Genomic DNA, 20,503 nt, shown 5'->3' on the forward strand with positions numbered 1-20,503 from the left:
CACCATGAAACTGAATCTCAAGCGGATCGTCGTCACGCTATCGTTGATGACTTGGCTTCTCGGGCTCCCCGGTGCCGCGCATGCGGGGCTGCAAGACGCTCTTGACGGCATGTTTATGTCGAACAGCACCACACCCTCATCGTTCACCAACCAGTCCCGAGGCGGCCTGGTCGGCGGCGGCGCATCGGTGCGCATGCCCATCCGGAACATCAACCTCATCGCGTTCGATCCTCCGCGCATCTCTGCCGGGTGTGGCGGCATCGACCTCTTTGGTGGTTCGTTCTCCTTCATCAACGCTGATCAGCTCGTTGCGCTGTTCCGCCAGATCGCCGCGAACGCCGTCGGCGTCGCATTCAAGGCCGCGATCGATGCGATCAACCCGGCCCTGGGCAAGCTGATGCAGGACTTCCAGAACAAGATCGCGGCCCTGAACTCGATGATGAAAAATACGTGCTCGCTGGCCACCACGATTATGGACAAGTCCGGCGCCAGTGATGCGATCCGTAGTTTTGTCGGTCAGAAGATTGCCCCCGAAGTGGAGACTGCCTCTGGCGCGATCACTGACTTCTTTGCGGGAATCAACAGCTTTCTGCCGGAACCGAACTCCGGCACGCGAGCAGCTGCGGCCAGCGGCAAAGCTCCTGAACTGGGGAACATGACATGGAAGGCGTTGAAATCGAGCAAGGCCGGAGAAATGCTCGGGAATCCTTCGACAGCCGAAACTAATCCGGACGGTGCGAATGAGATCGTCATGAGTCTCGTGGGTGCGGTGGTCGTTGGACCAGAAAACGACTCAGACCAGACGAACCCGGACGGCAGCGTGCAAGTCGACAACGGTCGCTACTGGTCGCCGACTCTGCGTCTCCCCGACCTGCGCGACGGCAATATGGGCGGTGAGAAGCCTGTCTACGTCCTTCGCTGCCAAGATGGCTATGACGAAGGCAGCTGCCGGAGGATTTCCCGGGCTTCGATCAACTTCAGCGGCGTCCGTGGCTACGTCTATACGATGCTTCTTGGAGATGCTACGGGTGCGACCACCACGGCAGATTCGATCGTCGGAAAGCTGATCTTCTGCTCTGGCAATGCCTGCAACTTCACCAGCCAGCAGAAGACGTTCATCGGCCTCGTGAGTGCACCGGTGCTTGGGATGATGAAGAAGGTTCAAGCAATGCCGGGCGCCGCGGATCACATCGCAAGGCAGATGGCTCCCGTCATCATCAACGAGATCACCATCAAGTTTGCCGAGTCCGCGCTTGTTGCTGCTCAGGCGGCCTTCGGTGGGACCAAGTACACGGCCGATGAGCGCGTATTGAAGGCGCAGAGCGACCTGCTGCACGAGGTGATTGACATGCGTCGTGCCGCAACCGAACAACTGCCTGCCATCAATGAGGCAATTGCCTACACGAAAGCCATCAACCAGGACAATCCGGCCGTCTTCGTGAAGCCGGAAATCCGATAAGGGACTGCTATGCTCGACTTCAATATTTACGTCGTCGGCGACCCGAGCTCGTTCTATGCCGCACTGAACGCGGTGGCCATGATCTTCAACCAGCAGGGCTTCCTGAACAGCACGTTTCTGGTTGGCGGGCTTGTGGCACTGATCTCCGGCATCCTGTACATGATCGGCAAGCAGAGCGATGGGCCAGTCCCCGGCGCCATGGGGCCGGTCAGCGCGTTGTTTGGCTTCTTTGCCGTGGTCTGGACCACCACCATACCTACCTCCGTGCTGGTCAATGACATCTACACAGGAAACGTGGCGAGGGTCGACAATGTGCCGATGATCCTCTCGCTGCCCGCAAGCGCCTTCACAACGGCAAGTCACAAGCTCTTCCAACTGTCCAATACCGCCTTTCAAAGCGTGAACGGTAGCTATATGGCGGTCACATCGGATGGATTTGTGACGCCGCTCAAGCTCCTGTACTCATTGCGCAGGGGCTTTGACAATGCTGACGTGTTCTTGTCTGCCAGCATTCGGACATTCATCCTGGACTGCACGCCGAACGCGACCTCGTTCTCAATGGACGCGATGAAATCAAGCGCCAACTCGCTGAACTACATCCTGACCCATGCGCGCGACAACGGCATCACTACTTACTGGAACACTGCGAATCCGCAAGGCCAGTCCCTCTCCTGCAACGAGTCTGCAGCACTTATCTCGCAGGACGCCAACGTCCGGTTCCTCAATGGGACCAACCGCGGCCTCAAGGAGCTGATCAACAAGAACATGAAGGAGAAGAGCCCCACGGGCAACGCGTGGGGCCAAAGCGATGTCGAGGACGTGTTGCAGAACGTGCTACCTGGCGGGTGGAAGACGGCAACGGACACACTAGGCATGGCCCAGAGTTCGCGCGACTTCATGATCAACGCTCTGACGTACAACACGATCGCGAACACTTTCAACTGCATGTCGAGCAACACTGATCAGGGAAGTTTCAATCAGTGCAATGTTCAGTTGACCCAGGCGTTCGAGCAGAGCCGAACTGACTCTGCAGCCGCCGGCTCGTTCTTCTCCAAGACCATGATGCCGGCGATGGTGTTCATGCAGCTGATGTTCTTCAGCTTCGCGCCATTGGTCATCATCTACGGCGTAATGAAGGGCGGCGGCGCACTTGGCATGTACATCAAGTACCTCCTGTTCGGAATCTGGACGTCGAGCTGGCTGCCGTTCTCGGCAGTGATCCAGATGTATATCCAGAACGACGTTGCCGAGAAGCTGTCCCAGATTGATTCCGGGATGCTGACTCTTTCAAACTTCCCGGCTATCTACTACGACATCCTGGCCACTCGACTGTCGGTGGCGTCTGACATGCTTGCGGCGACGCCACTGGTTTCGCTCGCCATGCTGACGGGCACAGCTATGTCAATGGCTTCACTGGCTGGACGGTGGTCAGGTCGCGACCATGTTGACGAGAAGCAGACAAGTCCTGACATCGTGCGTAATGGGCCCATCACAGACGTCGGCGCAGCCACTCAATCTAGTGCAGCGATCACCGGGAATCCGCTGTCTGGAATGACACGCGCAGATGCTGCTCTTCGCGCTCACAGCGCAGGCCAGATGCTGGACAACAACGTTTCCAGTGCTCGTGCGGACGTGCAATCGACTAAGGCCGAAGCGGCAGCATCGTTCGAGAAGATGATGAGCTATATGAAGGCTCATTCGAGCGGCTTTAAGTCCAGCGAATCCGATATCACAGCGATGAGTAAGGACTATGGAAGTCGTGCCTCCAAGGTGCAGGAGGCCGCCGAGAGCGCGATGGATTCGCATAAGTTCTCGGCAGAGGAGAAATCAGCATTCCAAGCTGCGATCACCGCAAGCGCCGGATTCAAGAGCCCATTTGGCGGCGTAGAGGCATCGGCACAAGCCGCAGCGACTGCCACGAAAGGTCGAGTCAGCGCCCAGGATTTCTCAAAGACGATGACGCAAAGGGTGAATACTGACCAGTCCTGGACCGACAGCATTACCAATCGTGCCCAGAATTCCATGGATCGGTACTCTGGCGAGGACACGAAGACCGCGCAGGGCCTCTCAGCGTCCCTTCGTCAGTCTACTGCTCGCGTCCAGTCCGCAGAGCAGCGCTACCAGGAAGCAGTAAGCATGAAGACATCGATGGATACGAGCTTCTCGGTCCGTGACCAGGAGCTTGGTCCGATGACTATGGCGAATCCCGCCGTCCAAAACGAGCTTCAAAAGATGAACGACAGCGCGATGCCGAACGTCCCCGGCTACCAGGCGAAGCTTGCCCAGCATCAGAATCGCGTCCAGAGGGCCGGCAACATCAGCGGAGCAGGATATGTCGCGATATTCAACGCTCTAGTGGACACGAATCAGTTCCAGGCGGCATCCAAGATCATGTCGATGCTTAGCGGTATAAACGGGCCAACCAATTTCTCCCCTAACGCCAACCAGGGAGTAGCCCCGGCTGCGGCGGCTGTTGCTTCCGATCCGGCTGCGGGTAACTTGTCACTCAAGGACCCTCATGTGCTGCAACAGGGCGGTGCCGGTGCAGGCCATGCCCCGGACGCGTCTGGCCGCGCCACCGCGGCATCCGGCCCGAGCACGACGGCCATTCACGGTGGCACCCCTCCTCGGAACCCCGGCAATGGAGCCGCTGCCGGCAGCGGGCCAGCTGCACCTGCGTCAGGCCCGGGAGACCTCCAAGCGCGGTTGGATCGCCTCACGAACAACTCGCTCCCGAACTTTGAAGCGGACAAGCAGAAGATTGCAGACGGCACCGCCGGAGTCGGCCAAGGAATTGCCGACCAGAAGGAAGCAGTGCAATCGGCCTCGGCTGTGATCTCGCCCGAGCAGGTGCGAGACACGTTCCATCGTGAAGTGGGTACCGTGAAGAGCGGTTTCGCGGGAGCAGGTATGGCGTGGGGTGACTTTGAGAAGGCCCACCCCTATATGGCCGCCGGCATCGAAGCCGGTGTCACCATGCTACCCGTGATGCGCGCCGCCGGCGGACTCAAGAAGCTTTACGACGTCTCTGCAGCCGCAAAGAAGGGGTGGCAAGGCGTTCAAGCAGCGAAGGCCGGTGTCTCGACTGCCGCGAAGGAGATGGCAAGATTGGAGAGCGCTTTCAAGTCTCCGAACGGCGCATTGCTCGGTGGCAAGAAGGCCCTTGATGCTCGACAAGTTGCGAACCTTGGCTTCAAGAGCACTGACGACTTCCTGGAGGCCTATGGGAAGGCCGGCGCCAATGTCATCAAAGCTGAGAAGGATCTTCTGCGTTCGGCCGAGACATACTCCCAGAAGTTTGGCGCATCGGTTGGTAAGGATGGGCTTCCGGGCGACGCTACTTTCGGGTTCGTCGCGCAGAACGCTACACGGCAGGCCGTGGCCACCGGGAAAGCGGCAGGCGGTGCTGGTCTCCTCGAGCTCTCAAAGTACGAGGCGAACATCCACCGGCAAGAGGTCATGCATAACCAGGAGATGGAGGACCTGCGCCGAGGCGTGCGTGGTCGATAGACCCCTGTACGTCACTGAAGGATTGGAAACAGCCCCGGAATCCGGGGCTTTTCTTTGAGCAACCGATAGTCAGATGGATCTGGGATTGGCGGGTATGGACGACGAGATAAGGGGCCTAATGAAGATCAAGCGGATTGGCCTCTCCGATCGCGGCGTGCTCGCGATCCAGGCCGCCTTGATTGCGCGGCAGAAACGCATTGCAGAGGGAAGTGAATGGCCCGCCGAGACATTTGCCGATCAACTGACAGGGTTCTTGGTCGCGGAGCGCCTGGTGCCGGTTCATGTAGCGCCGGATGATCTCAGGAGAGAGATCGCAAACCGTACTGGCGGGGGTGGTGCCTATTGAGACTGTTCAGGCCCAGCAATCAAATCATGGGAAGTTGAAGCATCAGGATCTGGGCTGGCGAGCAGCTACCATCGGCGCCGCTCGCCAAGGCCAGTGTTCAGCCGGTCATGGCCTTCGAGACCATGCCATTTGCAAGCTTGAAGAAGAGCTCCTGGTCGCCGTTCGTGCTGTCGGGCGTGATGACATAGCGACCACCGATCGCAATAGACGGCGTCGCATCGATCCGGTACCGGATGAGCTTGTTGAATGCGGCCTGGACTGTAGCGGGGTTCACGTTCTTCCATGCAGCATCAAACCCCTGCAAATGGGAGGACGAGGCAATGAAGCTCCAAGTCTTGCCGTCACTCACCGGCATACCGCGGTCCTGAATAGCGGAGTAGGCGTAGCTCAAGAACGCAGGAAGGTACGTGGCATTCAAAGCCTTGGCCGCATAGAAGGCCCTCGCAGCGATGACGGTGTCACGATGTGCCTCGACAACCGGCACAAACTCCGCACTCCAGCCCTTAGGTAGCGACAGTGCCCACTTCGCAATCTGCTCGTGGTACGCGGCGCAAACAGGGCAAGTCAGAGAGATGAAGATCAGGACCTTCTTACTGTCCTCCGCTTCCCGCGGGACTTCCCTATAGGGCAGCTGCGGTGCCGACGTCCCCTGTGACGACTCCTGTGCCAGCGTCGTCAGCGGCAGGCCGAACAACGCGACGGCCATTGAAGAAAAGGAGCGACGGTTCATTGAAATCTTCCTCTGTAAGGTGCTTGTGTTCAATATATAGGTCAAAGAGTGAGCAACTGGTCCGCTCTTGGCGCCATCGCGTCTCCATCTCTTTCGCCAGATCTGCCGACACCTTGCCGGTGGTGATGAAGTACCGGACCAATTCCGGAGCGCCCTGGGTGTAACCAACTGCCCGGATCACCTCCCGTGCGGTACAGATCCCTTCTTCGACGAGGATCTGTCCGAGCCGCCGAACCTTGCCACCCTTACGGAGCTCGATCTGCCGTACGGCCGCTGCATACGCCTCCTCAGGCGTGATATATCCGAGCTCCACGAGAACTTGACCGACGCGCTTCGTCTCAGGCGCCAACGCTTCGGCCCGATCAAGCTGCATGGCCTTCTCGATGGAGGTCAAACCGGCTGCGGCCATGCGCGTCACGGCTTGCGCCATGGTTTCGAACTGCGATTGGCGCATGGCTGCATTGAAAACCGCCATCTCCCCGCTCATCGCGAGCATTGCCGCTCGCACCGCAGCATCGGCCCGAATCAACTCCATAACCGGCATCCGGCCCTCATAGTCGGTCTCCTGTACGCCTGCGGGGAATTTGAGACCGGCGTGATGGATACCGGCAACCTCCATCCAGTCCACTTCGGCTTCGGTCGGAGCTCGGGTCCCTCTCTCCGGATCTGGCAGCAGAATTTCCACGAGCCGTTGGGAGAGGACACCGCGGAGAGCATCGGCCAGCGTCTGAACGTCCACACCCATATCGAGTAGACGTGTGATCGCCATCGCCGAGTTATTCGCGTGAACGGTAGCAACCACCAGGTGCCCGGTGTTTGCTGCCTGGATGGCAATCATCGCGGTCTCGACGTCGCGAATCTCACCAACCAGAATGACGTGCGGGGCTTGGCGGAGTGCTGCACGCAACCCCTCGGCAAACGAGATGTGCTGATTGATGTTGACCTGTGTGAGCCCAGGGAGGACCTTCTCGACGGGCTGCTCGAGCGTCAGGATGTTCCGCTTCCCATTGTTGAGATGCTGAAGTCCGGCATACAGAGTTGTGCTCTTCCCCGACCCCGTGGGGCCACAGACGAGAAAAAGCCCATTCGGCTCTTGCAGGATGTCCTGTAAGCAAGACCGTGCCATCGGCGTCATCTCAATCTCGTCGAGACTCGCAACGGAGGCAGTATTGTCCATCAGGCGACAAACGATCTTTTGTCCGGTCAGTGTCGGCAGGATCGACACCCGAACATCAACCGCCCGGTCAGGAAACTTGAGTCTTAGACGCCCATCCAGTGGCTTATGACGATCCGAGGCGGCAATGTTGGCACGCGCCCGGAGCTTCTCGTCGAGTTGCTTAGCGAGGTTGTGATCAATGTGGTCGACCCAGTGCAGCGAACCAGAGATGCCATACTGAATTGTGGTGCCCTCTGCTTCGTACAACATGTGAACGTCGGCAGCACGTCTTACTGCGGCCCTGGAGAACATGTCGTTCAGGTATTCCGCCGCCGCACGATCATGCGTCCCGGTATTGAAGAATAGGTCTGGTTCTCTCATTGTGATTACTTCCCGCAGTCGAGTGTCGGGCCGTAGAACAGCCGGCCAAGGAATCTCTGGGTTGTGTTGTCCGCCGTGATACTCCAACTGATCAAACGCAGCCGGCTATCCTGGCTCAGAAAGTTCTGCCCGCCCCAGCGCACCGCATCGAATGCGATCCGCACCGGCCCGGCCGAGCGGTAGACGCGCTCGCACGGTTCCGGCGCGATCGCTGAGTACACCACCCAGCCCACGACCATCGCAGCAAAGGCGCCGCCAAACATCTGCTTCATCGATTTACTCCGTGCAAGTTCTTCCACACCTTATTGATGTAGCGTATCTGGGCATCGTCGTCCTTGGAGTACTTGCCCGTGTTGTACGCGCCAACTGCCTTCCAGGTCCTGCCGTACTTGTACATCCCGTCAGCGAGCACCCAGGCGCCTACGTTCACGTTCACGCATGGCTCAAGCAGCCTTTCCCGATCGATCCCGAACTTCTTCAGTTCTGGCAGCCAGATCGAGCTGACCATCATGAGGCCCATGAACTCCCAACCCTCCTTGCTTGTTCGAACCAGATTGGGGTCGAACGAGGCGTTCTCCGTCTTTGCAATAGCGCGCAGCAATGACTCATCGACGGAGTACCGCTTAGCCGCCTCCTTGAAGCAATACCCCCAGCTTTGCAGGCTCACGGAGGCCAGGATGGCGAAGGCCAGTAGCTTTTTCATGGCTCGAATCATACAATACACGTATCAATACGCCAATAGTATCCCAATGCGAAATCTCGTGCTTTGCGCGCTAACTGCCGCTATGTGGGGCGCATTCGCCACCGCGGCACATGCTTCGGACATTCCCACCGGTAAGCCGGGGCAGGAGGAAGCCACTCCGCGCGTGGCAGGGGGCGCCAAGCCGTCATCCCTTCCGAGTGACACTGCCTCCATTGACATCACCGCGAAGCTCGACGATCTCCTCGCTACGGCGAAAGAGACGAGTGAAGTGATGCGTCTCTATGCCAGCTGGCAAGCTGGTAATCGCGAGGCGGTGCCTGAGATATTTGCATTAGCCAAAAATGGCAACGCCCGCGCACAGAACCTCGCGGGGTTCATGCTCGACAATGGGCAGGGTGTGAAGCAGGATTCCAAGGCCGCAGCAGCATACTTCCAACGGTCCGCGGAGAGCGTTCCGCTGGCCAAGTACAACCTCGGGGTGCTGACGTACTACGGAAGGGGTGTAAGAAAAGACGAGGCAAGGGCAATGGAGCTCTTCAAGGGCTCCGCAATTAAGGCCGGCGTCGAACAGGCGAGTGTTCAGCTCGCCATCTACTACCTGAAGAACAAGAACGAGGACGAAGCGTATAAGTGGGCGAATGAAGGGGCGAACCGCGGCAACGTCAAGGCCTTCTACCTGCTCGGTAGGATTCTGTACCAGCGGGGCCAGTACCAGTCCGCCGCCTCGTGGATACAGAAGGCCGCTAATGCATCCGAACCGAATGCGCCAGCAATCCTGTCGCTCATGTACCGCGACGGGAAGGGAGTAGGGCAGAGCAAGATGATGTCCGCGGCCTGGTGGATGATCTATGGCGCCCTGAATCGGCGCCAGACTGGAGGCAGCCTTGTTTCCTCCTCCTCATTCGACCTGGATGAAACGGAACAACGGCAGGCGCTAGGCTTTGCAAACAACTGGTTGGCTACGCATGGCGCAGACAAGCGTATCAGCTATCAAAAGACACTTTTGCAGACAAACTAGAGCCTTCCGCCCAAGAAAAAAGGCCCTGCGATCTGAACGATCCAGGGCCTTGAGTTTTAGCGCGAGCCTCACGGCTGGCAGTGCATCAGCCACAACTACCGATGTGACCACACGCTTGGCATTTGCTGCACCCATCGACGCGATGGAGTTCGTGAGCGCCACATTCCGGGCACTTCTTTCCGAGTCCTGCCCCGATCGATTGACCCAGGCTCACCACGGTCCCGCTGTCAGAAGTGACTTCGTCGAAAGCAAGCGCTGCGTCGGTTTTCGACAGGCGTCTGGCGAGTTCCGCTGCCGGTACCTGACTACCGTCCTCGGCAAGGAAGCCGCGTTTTTTCAGAATGGACTGCAGGGCGTATCCGATCGCTGCGACCTCCGAATCGTGGTGCAGCGGCACCTTCGATCCATCAGCCCGCGTCAAATGCCCATAGCGCACCGCACCCTTGTCCCAGATGACTTCCCGGAGGTTTGCGACTGCCTTCGCTACCGAACCACCGGATCGTGCCACCATCGAGAGCATCCGCATGTTGGCAGAGATCCATTGTTGGCCGTCATTCCGCTGGCCCGCCGGCATGAAGAATTCCACCGGTCGTTCGATCTCCGCCTCCTCACCATCAACGATGCCTTTGACGCGCATGAAGTTCACCGTGAGATATACGGTGTTCGCCCCCTCATAGGTAAAATACTCAACCTTTGAAGTGACACCCTCCAGTTCGCCGGTAGGCCGGCTGTCGAAGGGCATGCGCAACGGATCGTCCGCGATGGGCGTGGGCGTCGGGCTTGGACTCGGCGATGCAGGAGCCTCCACCGACAGCACGGCACCGAGCACGGAGTTAGGCCGATAGGTCGCCAGTCCTTTCAAACCCGCCTTCCACGCATCCAGGTACAGATTCTGGAAATCCGCGTAAGGGTAGTCTTCAGGTACGTTGACCGTCTTGCTGATGCTGGTGTCGATGTACGGCTGAACCGCTTCCAGCATTCGCATATGGTCGATCGCAGGCATTTCCAGCGCCGTCACGAAGCATTCTGGCAGGTTCACAACATCCCCACCAAGATGCCGATAGAGGCGGTACGCATGATCAGCTACTTCAAACGTCTGATAGCTGTTGTCCGGCATACGCTTCTTGCGGTTGTACGTCCAGGAGAATGCAGGTTCGATGCCATTCGAGGCGTTATCAGCAAACGCGAGGGTGATAGTCCCCGTGGGTGCAATCGACAGCAAGTGCGAGTTGCGAATGCCGTGCTCCTGGATCAGATCTCGAACATCCTGGGGCAGGCGCTTTGCGAAGCCGCTCTCGAGGTACTTCTCTTTGTCGAGGAGCGGGAACGAACCCTTTTCGACAGCGAGCGCTACCGAAGCTGCGTAAGCGGCGTCGCGCATCGACTCCGAGATTGACGCAGCCAGCTCGCGTCCCGCATCGGAATCGTATCGAACTCCCAGCATCACGAGTGCACTTCCCAGGCCCAAGAACCCAAGGCCGATGCGTCGCTTCGACATGGCTTCGTCCCGCTGTTTCGGAAGCGGCCAGAACGTGGCGTCAAGTACGAGATCCAGCATTCGGATTCCCGTGGCCACGAGAGCCCTGAAGCCTTCGAAGTCGAAGTGTGCTTCGGGCCCGAAGGCGTTCCGCACGAACTTCGTAAGGTTGACCGAGCCCAGGCAGCAGCAACCGTAAGACGGCAAGGGCTGCTCCGCGCAAGGATTCGTTGCCTCAATCTGCTCGCAGTAGTAGAGGTTGTTGTCAGAGTTCATCCGGTCAAGGAAGAGAACCCCAGGCTCGGCGTGGTCATAGGTCGACTTCATGACCTGGTCCCACAGCTCCCGCGCGCTCACTTTTCGATACACCCACGTCCCGTCATCCCGACGGTACGATTCCGCCGTCAGCACTTCCGGATGGGGCTCTGCATTGTGCCAAAGTTCGATTTCCTCGCCGACTTCGACGGCACGCATAAATGCGTCAGTGACCCCGATCGAAATGTTGAAGTTGGTCAGTTCGCCCTTGTCCTTCGCGTGGATGAATTGCTCGATATCTGGGTGGTCGCAACGCAGCACACCCATCTGAGCTCCGCGGCGAGCACCGGCAGACTCGACCGTCGCACACGACGAATCGAAGACCTTCATAAAGGAGACCGGGCCGGAAGCTCGGGAGAACGTGCCTCGCACCAACGCACCGTTCGGACGGATGTCGCCAAATGCATAGCCGACACCGCCACCGCGCCGCATGGTTTCAGCGGCCTCGGCCACCGCGGTGTAAATCCCGGGCTTACCATCTTTGGCCTCGGATACCGAGTCGCCAACCGGTTGCACAAAGCAGTTGATTAGTGTCGCCTGGATATCGGTGCCGGCTGCAGAGTTGATGCGACCCGCCGGAACGAAACCCGATTCAAGCGCGTCGAGGAACTGGACTTCGAACTCGGCTCGGTTCTCTGGTCGCTCCATACTGGCTAGCGCCTTTGCGACACGGCGCCGGACATCCGCGACAGTCTTCTCGCCACCCTTGGCGTACTTTTCCAAGAGGATCTCACCCGAAATTTCCTGGGCCGGCAGGATGCCGAACATCTTTTCATTTGCGTTCATGATGATTGCTCCAAAGTGGATTGACTAAAAATTCGGTGGCGGATCGTCCGCCCCGTCCTTGCAATAAGGGGATGGAACTCAGCCACAAGTAAAAAAGCCCTCCCGCGATGACGGGAGGGCTGCGTTTCACAAGCACTGGCGAATCAAGCTGCTGGCGGCATTCAAAGGAAGTACCCCGATGGGAAAGATCCTTCCTTGCCATGTGGGGCCTCTCGCGAGGCCATGACCGGCTCCTCACTCGGTCTAGCCTCGACATCGCGCCCTTCATCCGCGGCGCCCGTTGGGGCCGATTCTTCCGACGTGCTTGCCTCTGGGATGGGGTCAACCCGTAACGCATGCTTCTCGCAGCCAGGCCTCTGAGGATTGATAAAGACCGACTCAACGCAGCTGACGCCGGATTGCGCGGCTGCGTGGCCGGGCTGGCACCAGAGCATTCCTTCCATACCTCTGACGTTTGCACGAACCGCCGCCTTACAGTTGCCGCACCGGCGGCCTTCGATGGTGTCCATAGGGATTACTTGTTGTCTCGACTGTGGGATATGAGCAGCACCCGAACACATGCTCATAGGTAGTGCATCATCGCCAGACTGACGCCGGCCAGATACAACGGCCAGGATCGAAGGGACTGCACGAGATCGGTCGAAGAGGGCCAGCACGAGAGCAGTTGCGCTGACAGACCGGCCCAGATGAGTAAATCCCACTGCTCGAAGCTCCACGCTTCAGCAACACGCGCCTTCGCAATCAGCCAAACGACAGGCAGTCCCAGCAGCGGCGCGAGACATGTAGGGGCGGCATTGAACCACCGCAAATTCTCGAACGTGACTGATCCCAGCGCGATCCGACCATCCGGCTGCCGCGTCGGGAAGAGGCTCATGGAGACCGGCTTTGCCCCTGTCATGGCCCCCACCAGGAGGTGAAGCAGCTCATGGATCAGCGTTCCCGGCAGCACACAAAACGAGAACACGGCCAAGCGGCCCGATCCGGCCTTCATCACCAAAGCTCCCACTGTCGCTGGCACCAGATAGGCGAGGGCGGTCAAATCCTCATGTGTCATTAACGCAACCTATTCGTCACATTTGCGACGCGTAATCCACATTTTTGCGCGCTAACGGTTTTCACGGTGAAAACAGTCATTCCTTGCCGACTGTCTGCACGGCCCCTTGCAAATGCAATGACGACGCATCAGAATACATAACATTTACGCTTACCTTCAGTGTATCGCAAATGAACGAAAAGATTGCATGTCATACGCTGGCTGGTCGTGCAGCTATCTCAGCCGGTGTCGCAGCTCTCCTCTCACTGGTTTGTACGCACGCTCTGGCTGCGGCCCCGAAGGATGTTCTGTTTGCAGCGATCAGGAGCGGGCAAGCCTCTGAAATCCTAAATGGTCCCGTTGCTGAAAACTGGCAAGCGAAGAGCCATTCAACAGCCCCCGTATTGATGTCGGCGAAAGTAGTGAAACGCTACAAGGGCGAGTGCGCCCGCTTGAGCGTGACCATGCGGCAGGAGCACGTCCCGCTCAAAGACGGTGGCGCAGCTCCACTCGAGTTCTCATATGAACTGAATCTCTGCACCGATGGCTCGCCCCCCGCAGAGACTGTCGATTGGTCTGCGGTTCCGCAAGAAACACCAGAGAGATTGCGGGGCCAACTCCGATGAGCCTCGCGGCGACTCAGGAATCTACGCGGGCACAGCCCCGCCAGTTCTTCAGGCTTGGGAACCTACTATGAACAACGCTTGGAATACTCCTTGGGGAAGACGCGTGCTATCCGTCATTCTGGGGCTTATTGGTTTCTTATTCGTAGCTGCCCCGCTCGAGGCTGCGGAATGTCGACGGGTGGGCGAAGTCTGCGTTGAAGGCGGCGGCGTTCGCAACATCGGCGGTACCGATGTGTACCGCGACTGCTGGCGCTATCGGGATACGTTCGAGTGCAAGAAGCCGGAGTCGATTGACTATTGCGCTCCCTTCTACAACCTAGCTGGATGCTGGCAAACGTCAACCAAGTGCATCGCCGCTGCTTGGGACGGTACATGTCTGACTGAGCAGCGAACCTATCGGTGCGACGACCCGTCGATGCCGCCTCCGCCGAACACGGTTGTTCTGGACAAGACATACACGATTACTAAAGACGCGCTGGACACAAAACAGTGCGACCCGTATTCCACGAACCCACTCTGTACTCTCGCATCGCACAAGTGCGTGGAGCCGGCGGAAACCCGAGTCATCAATGGGCTGCCGGTCTACAAGTCGTGCTGGAGATGGCAAGACGACTACGCCTGTATTGACCCCACTCCCAAGAACGACTGCCAGGAGTACATCGACAAGGGATGCAAGAAGCTTGACGAAGTGTGCATCGAAAGCACTGATCCTGTCGGATGCGTGATGAAGCAAATCACATACAAGTGTGTGACCAAGGAAGGCCAGACAACGACAGGCGAGGATTGCAGTGGACGTACCTCGTGCTATGACGGGACCTGCTGGGACACCGGATACCCTGGGGATGACGACTTCGCACGCGTGGTAGCCGGAAAGGAGGCCGCCCGAGAAGCCGGTGTCTATGGTGCGGAGTCGAACAACTTCTTCAAGGGAGTGGCCGAATCGTGCCGGAAGGGCTTCGGTGGATTGAAGAACTGCTGCAAGACCGACCCCGGGGCCAAGTCCAACAACACGATCATGATGCAGGCCGCGGGAGGTGCCGTTAAGTTCGGCGCAAAGTACGCGTTCGACTACATGTACAAGAGTAGCGAATGGATACAGGCCGGCATGAGTGCACTCGGCTACGACGGTATCGAGATGGCATCGAACTTTGGTGCTTCCTTTGGAATGTATGGGGTCTCCTACACGGTCGGGGGAGCGGCCCTCGCCGCCGGTGAGACGACCACAGGCATGTTTGGTCAGACTATCTATGGTCTTGGAAATGGCTTCGCCTTCGACCCGTACTCGTTTGCCGCTGCAATTGCTATCCAGATAGTCATGGAGCTCATGTCGTGCGAGCAGGACGAGATGCAATTGGGCATGCACCGTGGTGCGCACCTCTGCCACTTCGTAGGCTCGTACTGCTCGAATAAGGTGATGGGGGTGTGCCTTGAGACCAAGGAGGCGTATTGCTGCTACAACTCCAAACTGGCAAAGATCATCAATGAGCAAGGCAAACCCCAGATCGGCAAGGGGTGGGGGACTCCAGAGAGTCCGAACTGCGAAGGGTTCACCACCGCCGAGTTCCAGCAGATCGACTTCTCTGCAATCGACATGAGTGAGTTTGTCGGAGACATCATGGCCGCAACTGAGCTGCCGAACATCGACGATATCCAGAAAAGAATGAGCGAGAAGATGAAGGACATCACGACCAACCCGACCATCCCCGTGACCAATCACTAAGCACCCTTTCAGGCCCGGAGCAATCCGGGCATTTTTCTGGAGCAGGCTTATTTTCGTACGTACGGCCGCCTGCCAGCCGCCACCCGCGCCTTAGATGCTCGCGTGCCGCATATCGGTACGTCAGGACATCCTTCAAAGCCTGGCATTCCATCAACATCAGAGGAGTGCAGTATGAAGACCGGAGAATGGGTGGGTGCGGGACACTGGGCCAACCGTTTTTCACATCCGCGCGATTGGGGGAAACCGCTACTGGGCCGCATCCTCGACCCAGCCGATCGCCGTGTTTGGAGCAACTCGTTCGAGTTCCCCGTTGCTTCTCCCGACGGCGCAGCGGTTATGTCGTTGGTATTGAAGCAACAGGCTGCGGGACTGCTCGACGACAAGGTTCCGATCGAGTGGCATTTCGACAACAACCTGCGGATCATCCGTTGGGAGCTTTTGGTCAATTTGCGCACGGCCAAAGATGAGCACATCTACTACAACGCCATCAAATCGCAACGACTTGACGAAATTAACCATCGCCGTACGAAGCGACGCCCACTTAGCGAATTCCTGCCGAACGGGAGCATTCATCTCGCGCACGCATGAGAACACGCACAGCAACTGCCATGCCCCGTGACGAAGTCACGGGGCATTTTCTTTGTGGAACCGCTAAACTTCAGCCATGCTAGTATGTGTACGTGTTGAGTCTCTATATTGCAGATTATCCATAAGGCCATGACCACCGAGAAACTTGGACGGTTGTCGCGTCTTGGCTTCCGATCGCTCCCTGAGTGTTTGCTTTCGGCACCGCGCGAGTACCGCGACTACCTTGAGCCTCTTTACGTCTTGCCGATCCCTGATACGGGACACAACCACTACCTCGTGCTAACACTCACAGAGGTGTGCTTGCTTGATGCCGCACAGCAACAAACGACGCGGTGGAAAGACGCCACTAGGCTGGCAGTTCGGGGGGTAGATGGTCGTGGCGACGGCGTATCCATTGTTATCATCGGGGCGGTCTGGCCGTGGAAAGCATTTCAGCCTGGCGACGAGCTACACCTGTACGGTGAGTTGAAAACGGGCTGGCGAGGCAGCCGCGAGTTGTTGAATCCGCACATTGTTCCGGAGGGCGATCGCGGAAAGATCATCCCCATGTACATGGGCAAGCCGGGGCAGGTGAAGGGGGAAGCTCTTGCAAAAGCGGTGCATGAAGCACTTCCGCGCCTGAATGAGGCCTCCTGTTTGCTGCTGGAGCAGGCTGGCATGCGTGAAACGGATTTCCGGGCTGCTGCCGGCTACCACGATCCGGCAGACCTGCTCAGAGATCTGCACGCGCCGGCGTCAGTGCGGGAAGGTATTGCCGCCGTCCAGGCCGCGCACCGATTGGCCTTGCGCGCTGTTCTGAATAAGGCGATCCGCAATCAATCCCAGAAACCTGTTTCAGGTTCGTCGATCGCCCTCGACCGGGGCAAGGTTGCAGATCTGATTGGCAAGCTTCCGTACGAGCTGACACCCGGGCAGCACAAGGGTATCGATGACATCGTCTCGGATCTGCGCTCGCCATTTCCGATGCGCCGATTACTCTCCGGCGATGTCGGCACCGGCAAATCGGTCACCTACATGGTGCCCGCAGTGGCTGCATATCAGGAGGGTGCCCAAGTAGCCATCATTGCCCCGAGCCAGATCCTCGTTCACCAGCTAGCCAGCGAGCTGCGGGAATTCTTCCCCGGCATCCCCGTCTGCTCGCTCGTGTCTGGCTCGAAACTGGAGGAGGGCATCATCGTTGGAACCACCGCGGTCATCACCGCGGCAAAGGGCGCCTCCCTCATCTTTGACCTGGTAGTTGCTGATGAGCAGCAGCGGTTCTCGGTCGGCCAGAAGAACAGCCTGTTGGCCGACCACACGAATCTGCTAGAGGCAACTGCGACTGCGATACCTCGTACCATGGCGCTGATCCAGTTCGGCGGCACCGCGGTATCGATCCTCCGCGAGTCGCCTGTCAAGAAGAAGATAGTGACCCGGATTGTCCATCGCAAGGATGGGGCTAGACTGTTCGATTTCGTCCACCATCAAATTCGCCAAGGCGGACAGGCCGCGATCATCTACCCGATGGCAGAAGACAGGGGTGATGGCGAAAGGAACTCAGTGGAGGCAGCGTATGTCCGATTCCGCGCAAAGTGGGGCGATCGGGTCGGTATGGTCCACGGCGGCTTAACTGACAGCGACAAGACAGAAGTTATTGCTAAAATGAAGGCCGGCGCCATCGATGTACTTGTTAGTTCAACGGTCATCGAGGTCGGGGTCACGCTACCATCGCTTCGTGTTGTGGTTGTAGTGAATCCTGATCGGTTTGGGTTGTCACCGCTTCACCAACTACGTGGCCGCCTGGCGCGCAAAGGCGGCGAAGGGTACTTCTTCCTGTATCTCCCGGAGGAACCAGACGCCGCTGCCATGGACCGATTGCGGCAACTGGTCGAGTGCAATGACGGATTTGCTCTTGCGGAACGCGATGCCGATCTCCGTGGCTTCGGTGATGTTGACAGCGATGGGGGCGCGCAGACTGGGAGCTCCCGGCTTCTTTTCTGGGGCGTGACCTTGGACCGAAAGGAAATTGAAAGCGGCGCAAGGAATCTAGGCTTGGTTACTGAGTAGCGTATGTGAGAGGGATTGATTGGCTAAGGCAACACCGCTACCGGTCAAGGTGGCGATCTATCATCGGATCATCTCTGGTGACATTTCTCGCGTGGTAGCAAAGGACTTCCGGATCAGCCAGCCGACGGCCCTGAAGTACGCGAACGATGTCATTGAGAAACTTAGGGGGCTCAGCGAGATAGAGTCGACCCCCAGCCTTCGCACATTCCTCGCACGGTCGCTCAAAACCCAGTCCTTTCAGTATGCGGATGCGCCTGATGTCAAGGCCCTGCTGGAACCCATCCTGCAGCCGTACCTCGCCGACGCCGAGAACATCGACTATGCAGAGCGCGAGGGCGCGGATCACGCTTTGTCGACCCGCGTCAGTCCCACCACTTTCGAGCGATTCCAGGTAATTGTCGGACAAATGGCAGTTGAGAGGCCCGACATCACACCGTCTGCGCACTTGCGGGAGATCATTGAGGCTTACTGCGAACAGGGGATCGTTCCTGCTCCGACGGTCTCGATTTCCGACCCGAAACAGGCGCGAGATACCATCGTGAACGCCGTTACGGACCTGCTTCGCGACCTTGGGTACACGGGCTTGTAAGCCGGCTCCTCATTGATACGGCCACCAGAGCCGTACCGTGCCCCGTTCCCCGTCCCAGTTCCATCTCTGTCGCGCATTCCCCCAGCAGAGCGCGTGCCTTCTGTCTCCCTGTCCGTCATCTCCCTGAGCAAGGAACGCCCGCACCTAGCGGACATTCAACTCAACTCAGGAGATCGACATGGATCAAACTCAGCCGCGCGTATCTATGCGCCATCTGCATTTGTACGCGCATTTGCTGCTGGCAGAGGCCAAGCAAAACGGAAAATCGGTCCGACTCGAGTGGGCGAACATCCCCACCGCGTCGATTGGCCCTGATCCGGCAAATCCGGGAGGTCTGGTACTGCGGCTGTCGCAAATGGCAGCGGTCGGTACCGAAGAGGATGCGACCCTACTGCGGGCACTGATCTCTCATGAGATCGTCTGCCACGGCCACCACACGGACTTCACCGTAGTTCCGCCCAGCAATCTCGCGGGTCAACTGGCCAACATCCTTGAAGACCCCCGCGGCGAGCTACTTGGCGCCAAGAAGTTTCCCGGGTCAAAGAAGGTGATACGCGAGGGGATTGAGATTCTGGTCGATCGCAAGGTCTTCCAGGGGCCTCAAGACAGTAGCGATACACCCGCCGCGGTCCTGGCCGGTTGGCTCGTAACTGAATTGCGCTCGGAGCTCCTAGACCAGGACTGCCTTCGTCAATTCGCCACCGACTTCCGGGCCCGTGCCATCAAGCATTTCGGCACGAAGCTGACCGGCCAGGTCAAAGCCGTTGCGTTGCAAGGCGCGACAGCACGCGATACTCAAGGTGCGATTCAAGCTAGCATCCGCATCCTCGAGCTGCTGAAGCTTGCAGCGGATAACAAGCCTGACTCTCAAGGTGGGGAACAACAATCCGGCTCGCCGCAAGACAACCAAGATGCCGGCGATCCCTCCGGGCAGACATCTGGCCAACAAGACTCAGAGGACGGTTCCGAGCCGGGAGGCTATGAACCTTCTCACAATGAGCTGGCCGAGGCCGTCAATGCCGTTCTGACAGCAAGCCCCGGTGACCTGGGCAGCTATGGCAAGGGGCTCGAAGAAGTACTCAGCGAGGCCAACGAAGCGATCCAGGAAGCCCAAAGCGCCGGAGGTAGCAGTCATACGTCAGAGTTGAACGAGCACAGCGCCCCTGCCAATGGTGGCTCATTGGAGAACCGCTCGCGTTTACGTTCTGCTGCGAGGACTACAGCTTCGGCATTGTCCCTGCGGTTGCAGGACCTTCTTGAGGCCTTCGCCGCCGCCACGCGTCGGAGTTGCTCGAGCGGTAAGCTTCGTTCAAATCGGGTGTGGCGAGTGCCGCTGGGTGATACCCAAGTGTTCCGTCACAAGACCCGACACGACGAGCTGGACACTTGTGTCTATCTTCTCGGCGATGAATCCGGCTCAATGGATGAACCCTTTGACTCGGAGCGAGCTCCGCATCTCCACGCTGCGGCGCACAAGCCATCGGCTCAAGATCAGATCCAGGCCCACAAGGTCGATCGCAAGGACGCTGCTGGCCGGGTCATTGTTGCAGCAGGGGAGGTGCTTGACGGCGCTGACATTCCCTTCGGCTTGGCGACCTATAGCGAATCGGTTCGCGAGTGGAAAGGCTTCGAGGGTGACTGGTCGTCTACGCTTCAGCGGTTCCGCCCTGAAGCCACCGGTAGCACCAACACGCATCTCGCAGTCGTATGGGCGCTCAGGAAGTTCATTGGGCGTAGCGAAGCGCGAAAGGTGCTGACCGTGGTCACCGATGGTGATCCAGGCGATCGAGACATCCTTGAGGCCGCGCTTCGCGAAGCTGCGCAGTTCGGTGTTGAGGTGCGATTCGTCCTGATCGGCGCGGAGCACGTGGCTAAATTCCACGGTCTCTCCGCTACCTACGGTGTGGCGAACAACGTCCGTGAGCTTGCAACTGCTGTCTTCAGTTCTCTCGAAGCTGCAATTTGCTAATCCCACAGCCCCAGTGACTTCTGTCCTGGGGCTTTTTCTTTGGCCGACGGC

15 protein-coding genes are annotated in these 20,503 nt (G+C 58.4%); 9 read left to right on the forward strand and 6 right to left on the reverse strand.

The window, feature by feature from the left end; translation table 11 throughout:
- Positions 1–4: 4 nt before the first annotated feature.
- The 3 genes from EHF44_RS01515 to EHF44_RS01525 all read left to right on the forward strand — a co-directional run bounded on the left by EHF44_RS01515 (position 5) and on the right by EHF44_RS01525 (position 5,315).
- The gene (locus EHF44_RS01515; RefSeq protein ID WP_017512642.1) at positions 5–1,459 is read left to right on the forward strand and encodes a conjugal transfer protein TraH; all 1,455 of its coding nucleotides are present in this window, start codon (positions 5–7) and stop codon (positions 1,457–1,459) included.
- Between the two features lie 9 nt (positions 1,460–1,468).
- Positions 1,469–4,969, forward strand: coding sequence for a conjugal transfer protein TraG N-terminal domain-containing protein (locus EHF44_RS01520; protein ID WP_124682122.1), 3,501 nt, complete (start codon positions 1,469–1,471; stop codon positions 4,967–4,969).
- Positions 4,970–5,042: 73 nt separating this feature from the next.
- Positions 5,043–5,315, forward strand: a complete 273-nt coding sequence (locus EHF44_RS01525; protein WP_124682123.1) for a hypothetical protein — start codon at positions 5,043–5,045, stop codon at positions 5,313–5,315.
- A 97-nt stretch (positions 5,316–5,412) separates the two neighbouring features.
- On the opposite strand, the gene EHF44_RS01530 is transcribed toward EHF44_RS01525, so the two are convergent.
- From EHF44_RS01530 to EHF44_RS01545, 4 genes are read right to left on the reverse strand one after another with little or no spacing between them, the layout of a single operon-like run.
- Positions 5,413–6,045 (reverse strand): thioredoxin domain-containing protein, encoded by a 633-nt coding sequence (locus tag EHF44_RS01530; RefSeq protein WP_234710870.1) that lies wholly within the window; start codon positions 6,043–6,045, stop codon positions 5,413–5,415.
- The gene (locus EHF44_RS01535; RefSeq protein WP_017514226.1) at positions 5,936–7,582 is read right to left on the reverse strand and encodes a GspE/PulE family protein; all 1,647 of its coding nucleotides are present in this window, start codon (positions 7,580–7,582) and stop codon (positions 5,936–5,938) included. The genes EHF44_RS01530 and EHF44_RS01535 overlap by 110 nt, the downstream gene beginning before the upstream one ends.
- 5 nt (positions 7,583–7,587) lie before the next feature.
- Positions 7,588–7,854, reverse strand: a complete 267-nt coding sequence (locus EHF44_RS01540; RefSeq protein WP_017514227.1) for a hypothetical protein — start codon at positions 7,852–7,854, stop codon at positions 7,588–7,590.
- On the reverse strand, positions 7,851–8,285 hold the full coding sequence (locus EHF44_RS01545; RefSeq protein WP_017514228.1) for a lytic transglycosylase domain-containing protein: 435 nt from the start codon (positions 8,283–8,285) through the stop codon (positions 7,851–7,853). Before EHF44_RS01545 ends, EHF44_RS01540 begins: the two co-directional genes overlap by 4 nt.
- Between EHF44_RS01545 and EHF44_RS01550 the strand changes: the two genes are divergently transcribed.
- A complete protein-coding gene (locus EHF44_RS01550) occupies positions 8,260–9,303 on the forward strand; it encodes a tetratricopeptide repeat protein (protein WP_017514229.1) in 1,044 nt (347 codons plus the stop codon). The two genes, EHF44_RS01545 and EHF44_RS01550, sit on opposite strands and share 26 nt — an antisense overlap.
- Before the next feature lie 85 nt (positions 9,304–9,388).
- Here the strand turns inward: EHF44_RS01550 and EHF44_RS01555 are convergent, their stop codons facing one another.
- Positions 9,389–11,881 carry an adenosylcobalamin-dependent ribonucleoside-diphosphate reductase gene (locus tag EHF44_RS01555; protein WP_124682124.1) on the reverse strand — a complete coding sequence of 831 codons (2,493 nt, stop codon included), beginning with the start codon at positions 11,879–11,881 and terminating at the stop codon, positions 9,389–9,391.
- Positions 11,882–12,443: 562 nt separating this feature from the next.
- Positions 12,444–12,920 carry a hypothetical protein gene (locus EHF44_RS01560; protein WP_253699771.1) on the reverse strand — a complete coding sequence of 159 codons (477 nt, stop codon included), beginning with the start codon at positions 12,918–12,920 and terminating at the stop codon, positions 12,444–12,446.
- A 687-nt stretch (positions 12,921–13,607) separates the two neighbouring features.
- Here EHF44_RS01560 and EHF44_RS01565 point away from each other — a divergent pair.
- From EHF44_RS01565 to EHF44_RS01585, 5 genes are all read left to right on the forward strand, one after another.
- Complete coding sequence (locus tag EHF44_RS01565; RefSeq protein WP_029309070.1) at positions 13,608–15,260, forward strand: conjugal transfer protein TraN; 1,653 nt, start codon at positions 13,608–13,610, stop codon at positions 15,258–15,260.
- A gap of 171 nt (positions 15,261–15,431) precedes the next feature.
- Positions 15,432–15,848 carry a hypothetical protein gene (locus EHF44_RS01570; protein ID WP_017515279.1) on the forward strand — a complete coding sequence of 139 codons (417 nt, stop codon included), beginning with the start codon at positions 15,432–15,434 and terminating at the stop codon, positions 15,846–15,848.
- Between the two features lie 129 nt (positions 15,849–15,977).
- Positions 15,978–17,894 carry a helicase-related protein gene (locus tag EHF44_RS01575; RefSeq protein WP_124682125.1) on the forward strand — a complete coding sequence of 639 codons (1,917 nt, stop codon included), beginning with the start codon at positions 15,978–15,980 and terminating at the stop codon, positions 17,892–17,894.
- Positions 17,895–17,913: 19 nt separating this feature from the next.
- Positions 17,914–18,483, forward strand: coding sequence for a hypothetical protein (locus EHF44_RS01580; protein ID WP_017513774.1), 570 nt, complete (start codon positions 17,914–17,916; stop codon positions 18,481–18,483).
- 178 nt (positions 18,484–18,661) lie between these two features.
- Entirely contained in the window at positions 18,662–20,452 is a 1,791-nt protein-coding gene (locus tag EHF44_RS01585; RefSeq protein ID WP_017513775.1) for a VWA domain-containing protein, read from the forward strand.
- The last annotated feature ends 51 nt before the right edge of the window (positions 20,453–20,503 follow it).

The sequence above is a fragment of the Cupriavidus pauculus genome, assembly GCF_003854935.1.
In the GTDB taxonomy this organism is placed as follows: Bacteria; Pseudomonadota; Gammaproteobacteria; order Burkholderiales; family Burkholderiaceae; genus Cupriavidus; species Cupriavidus pauculus_C.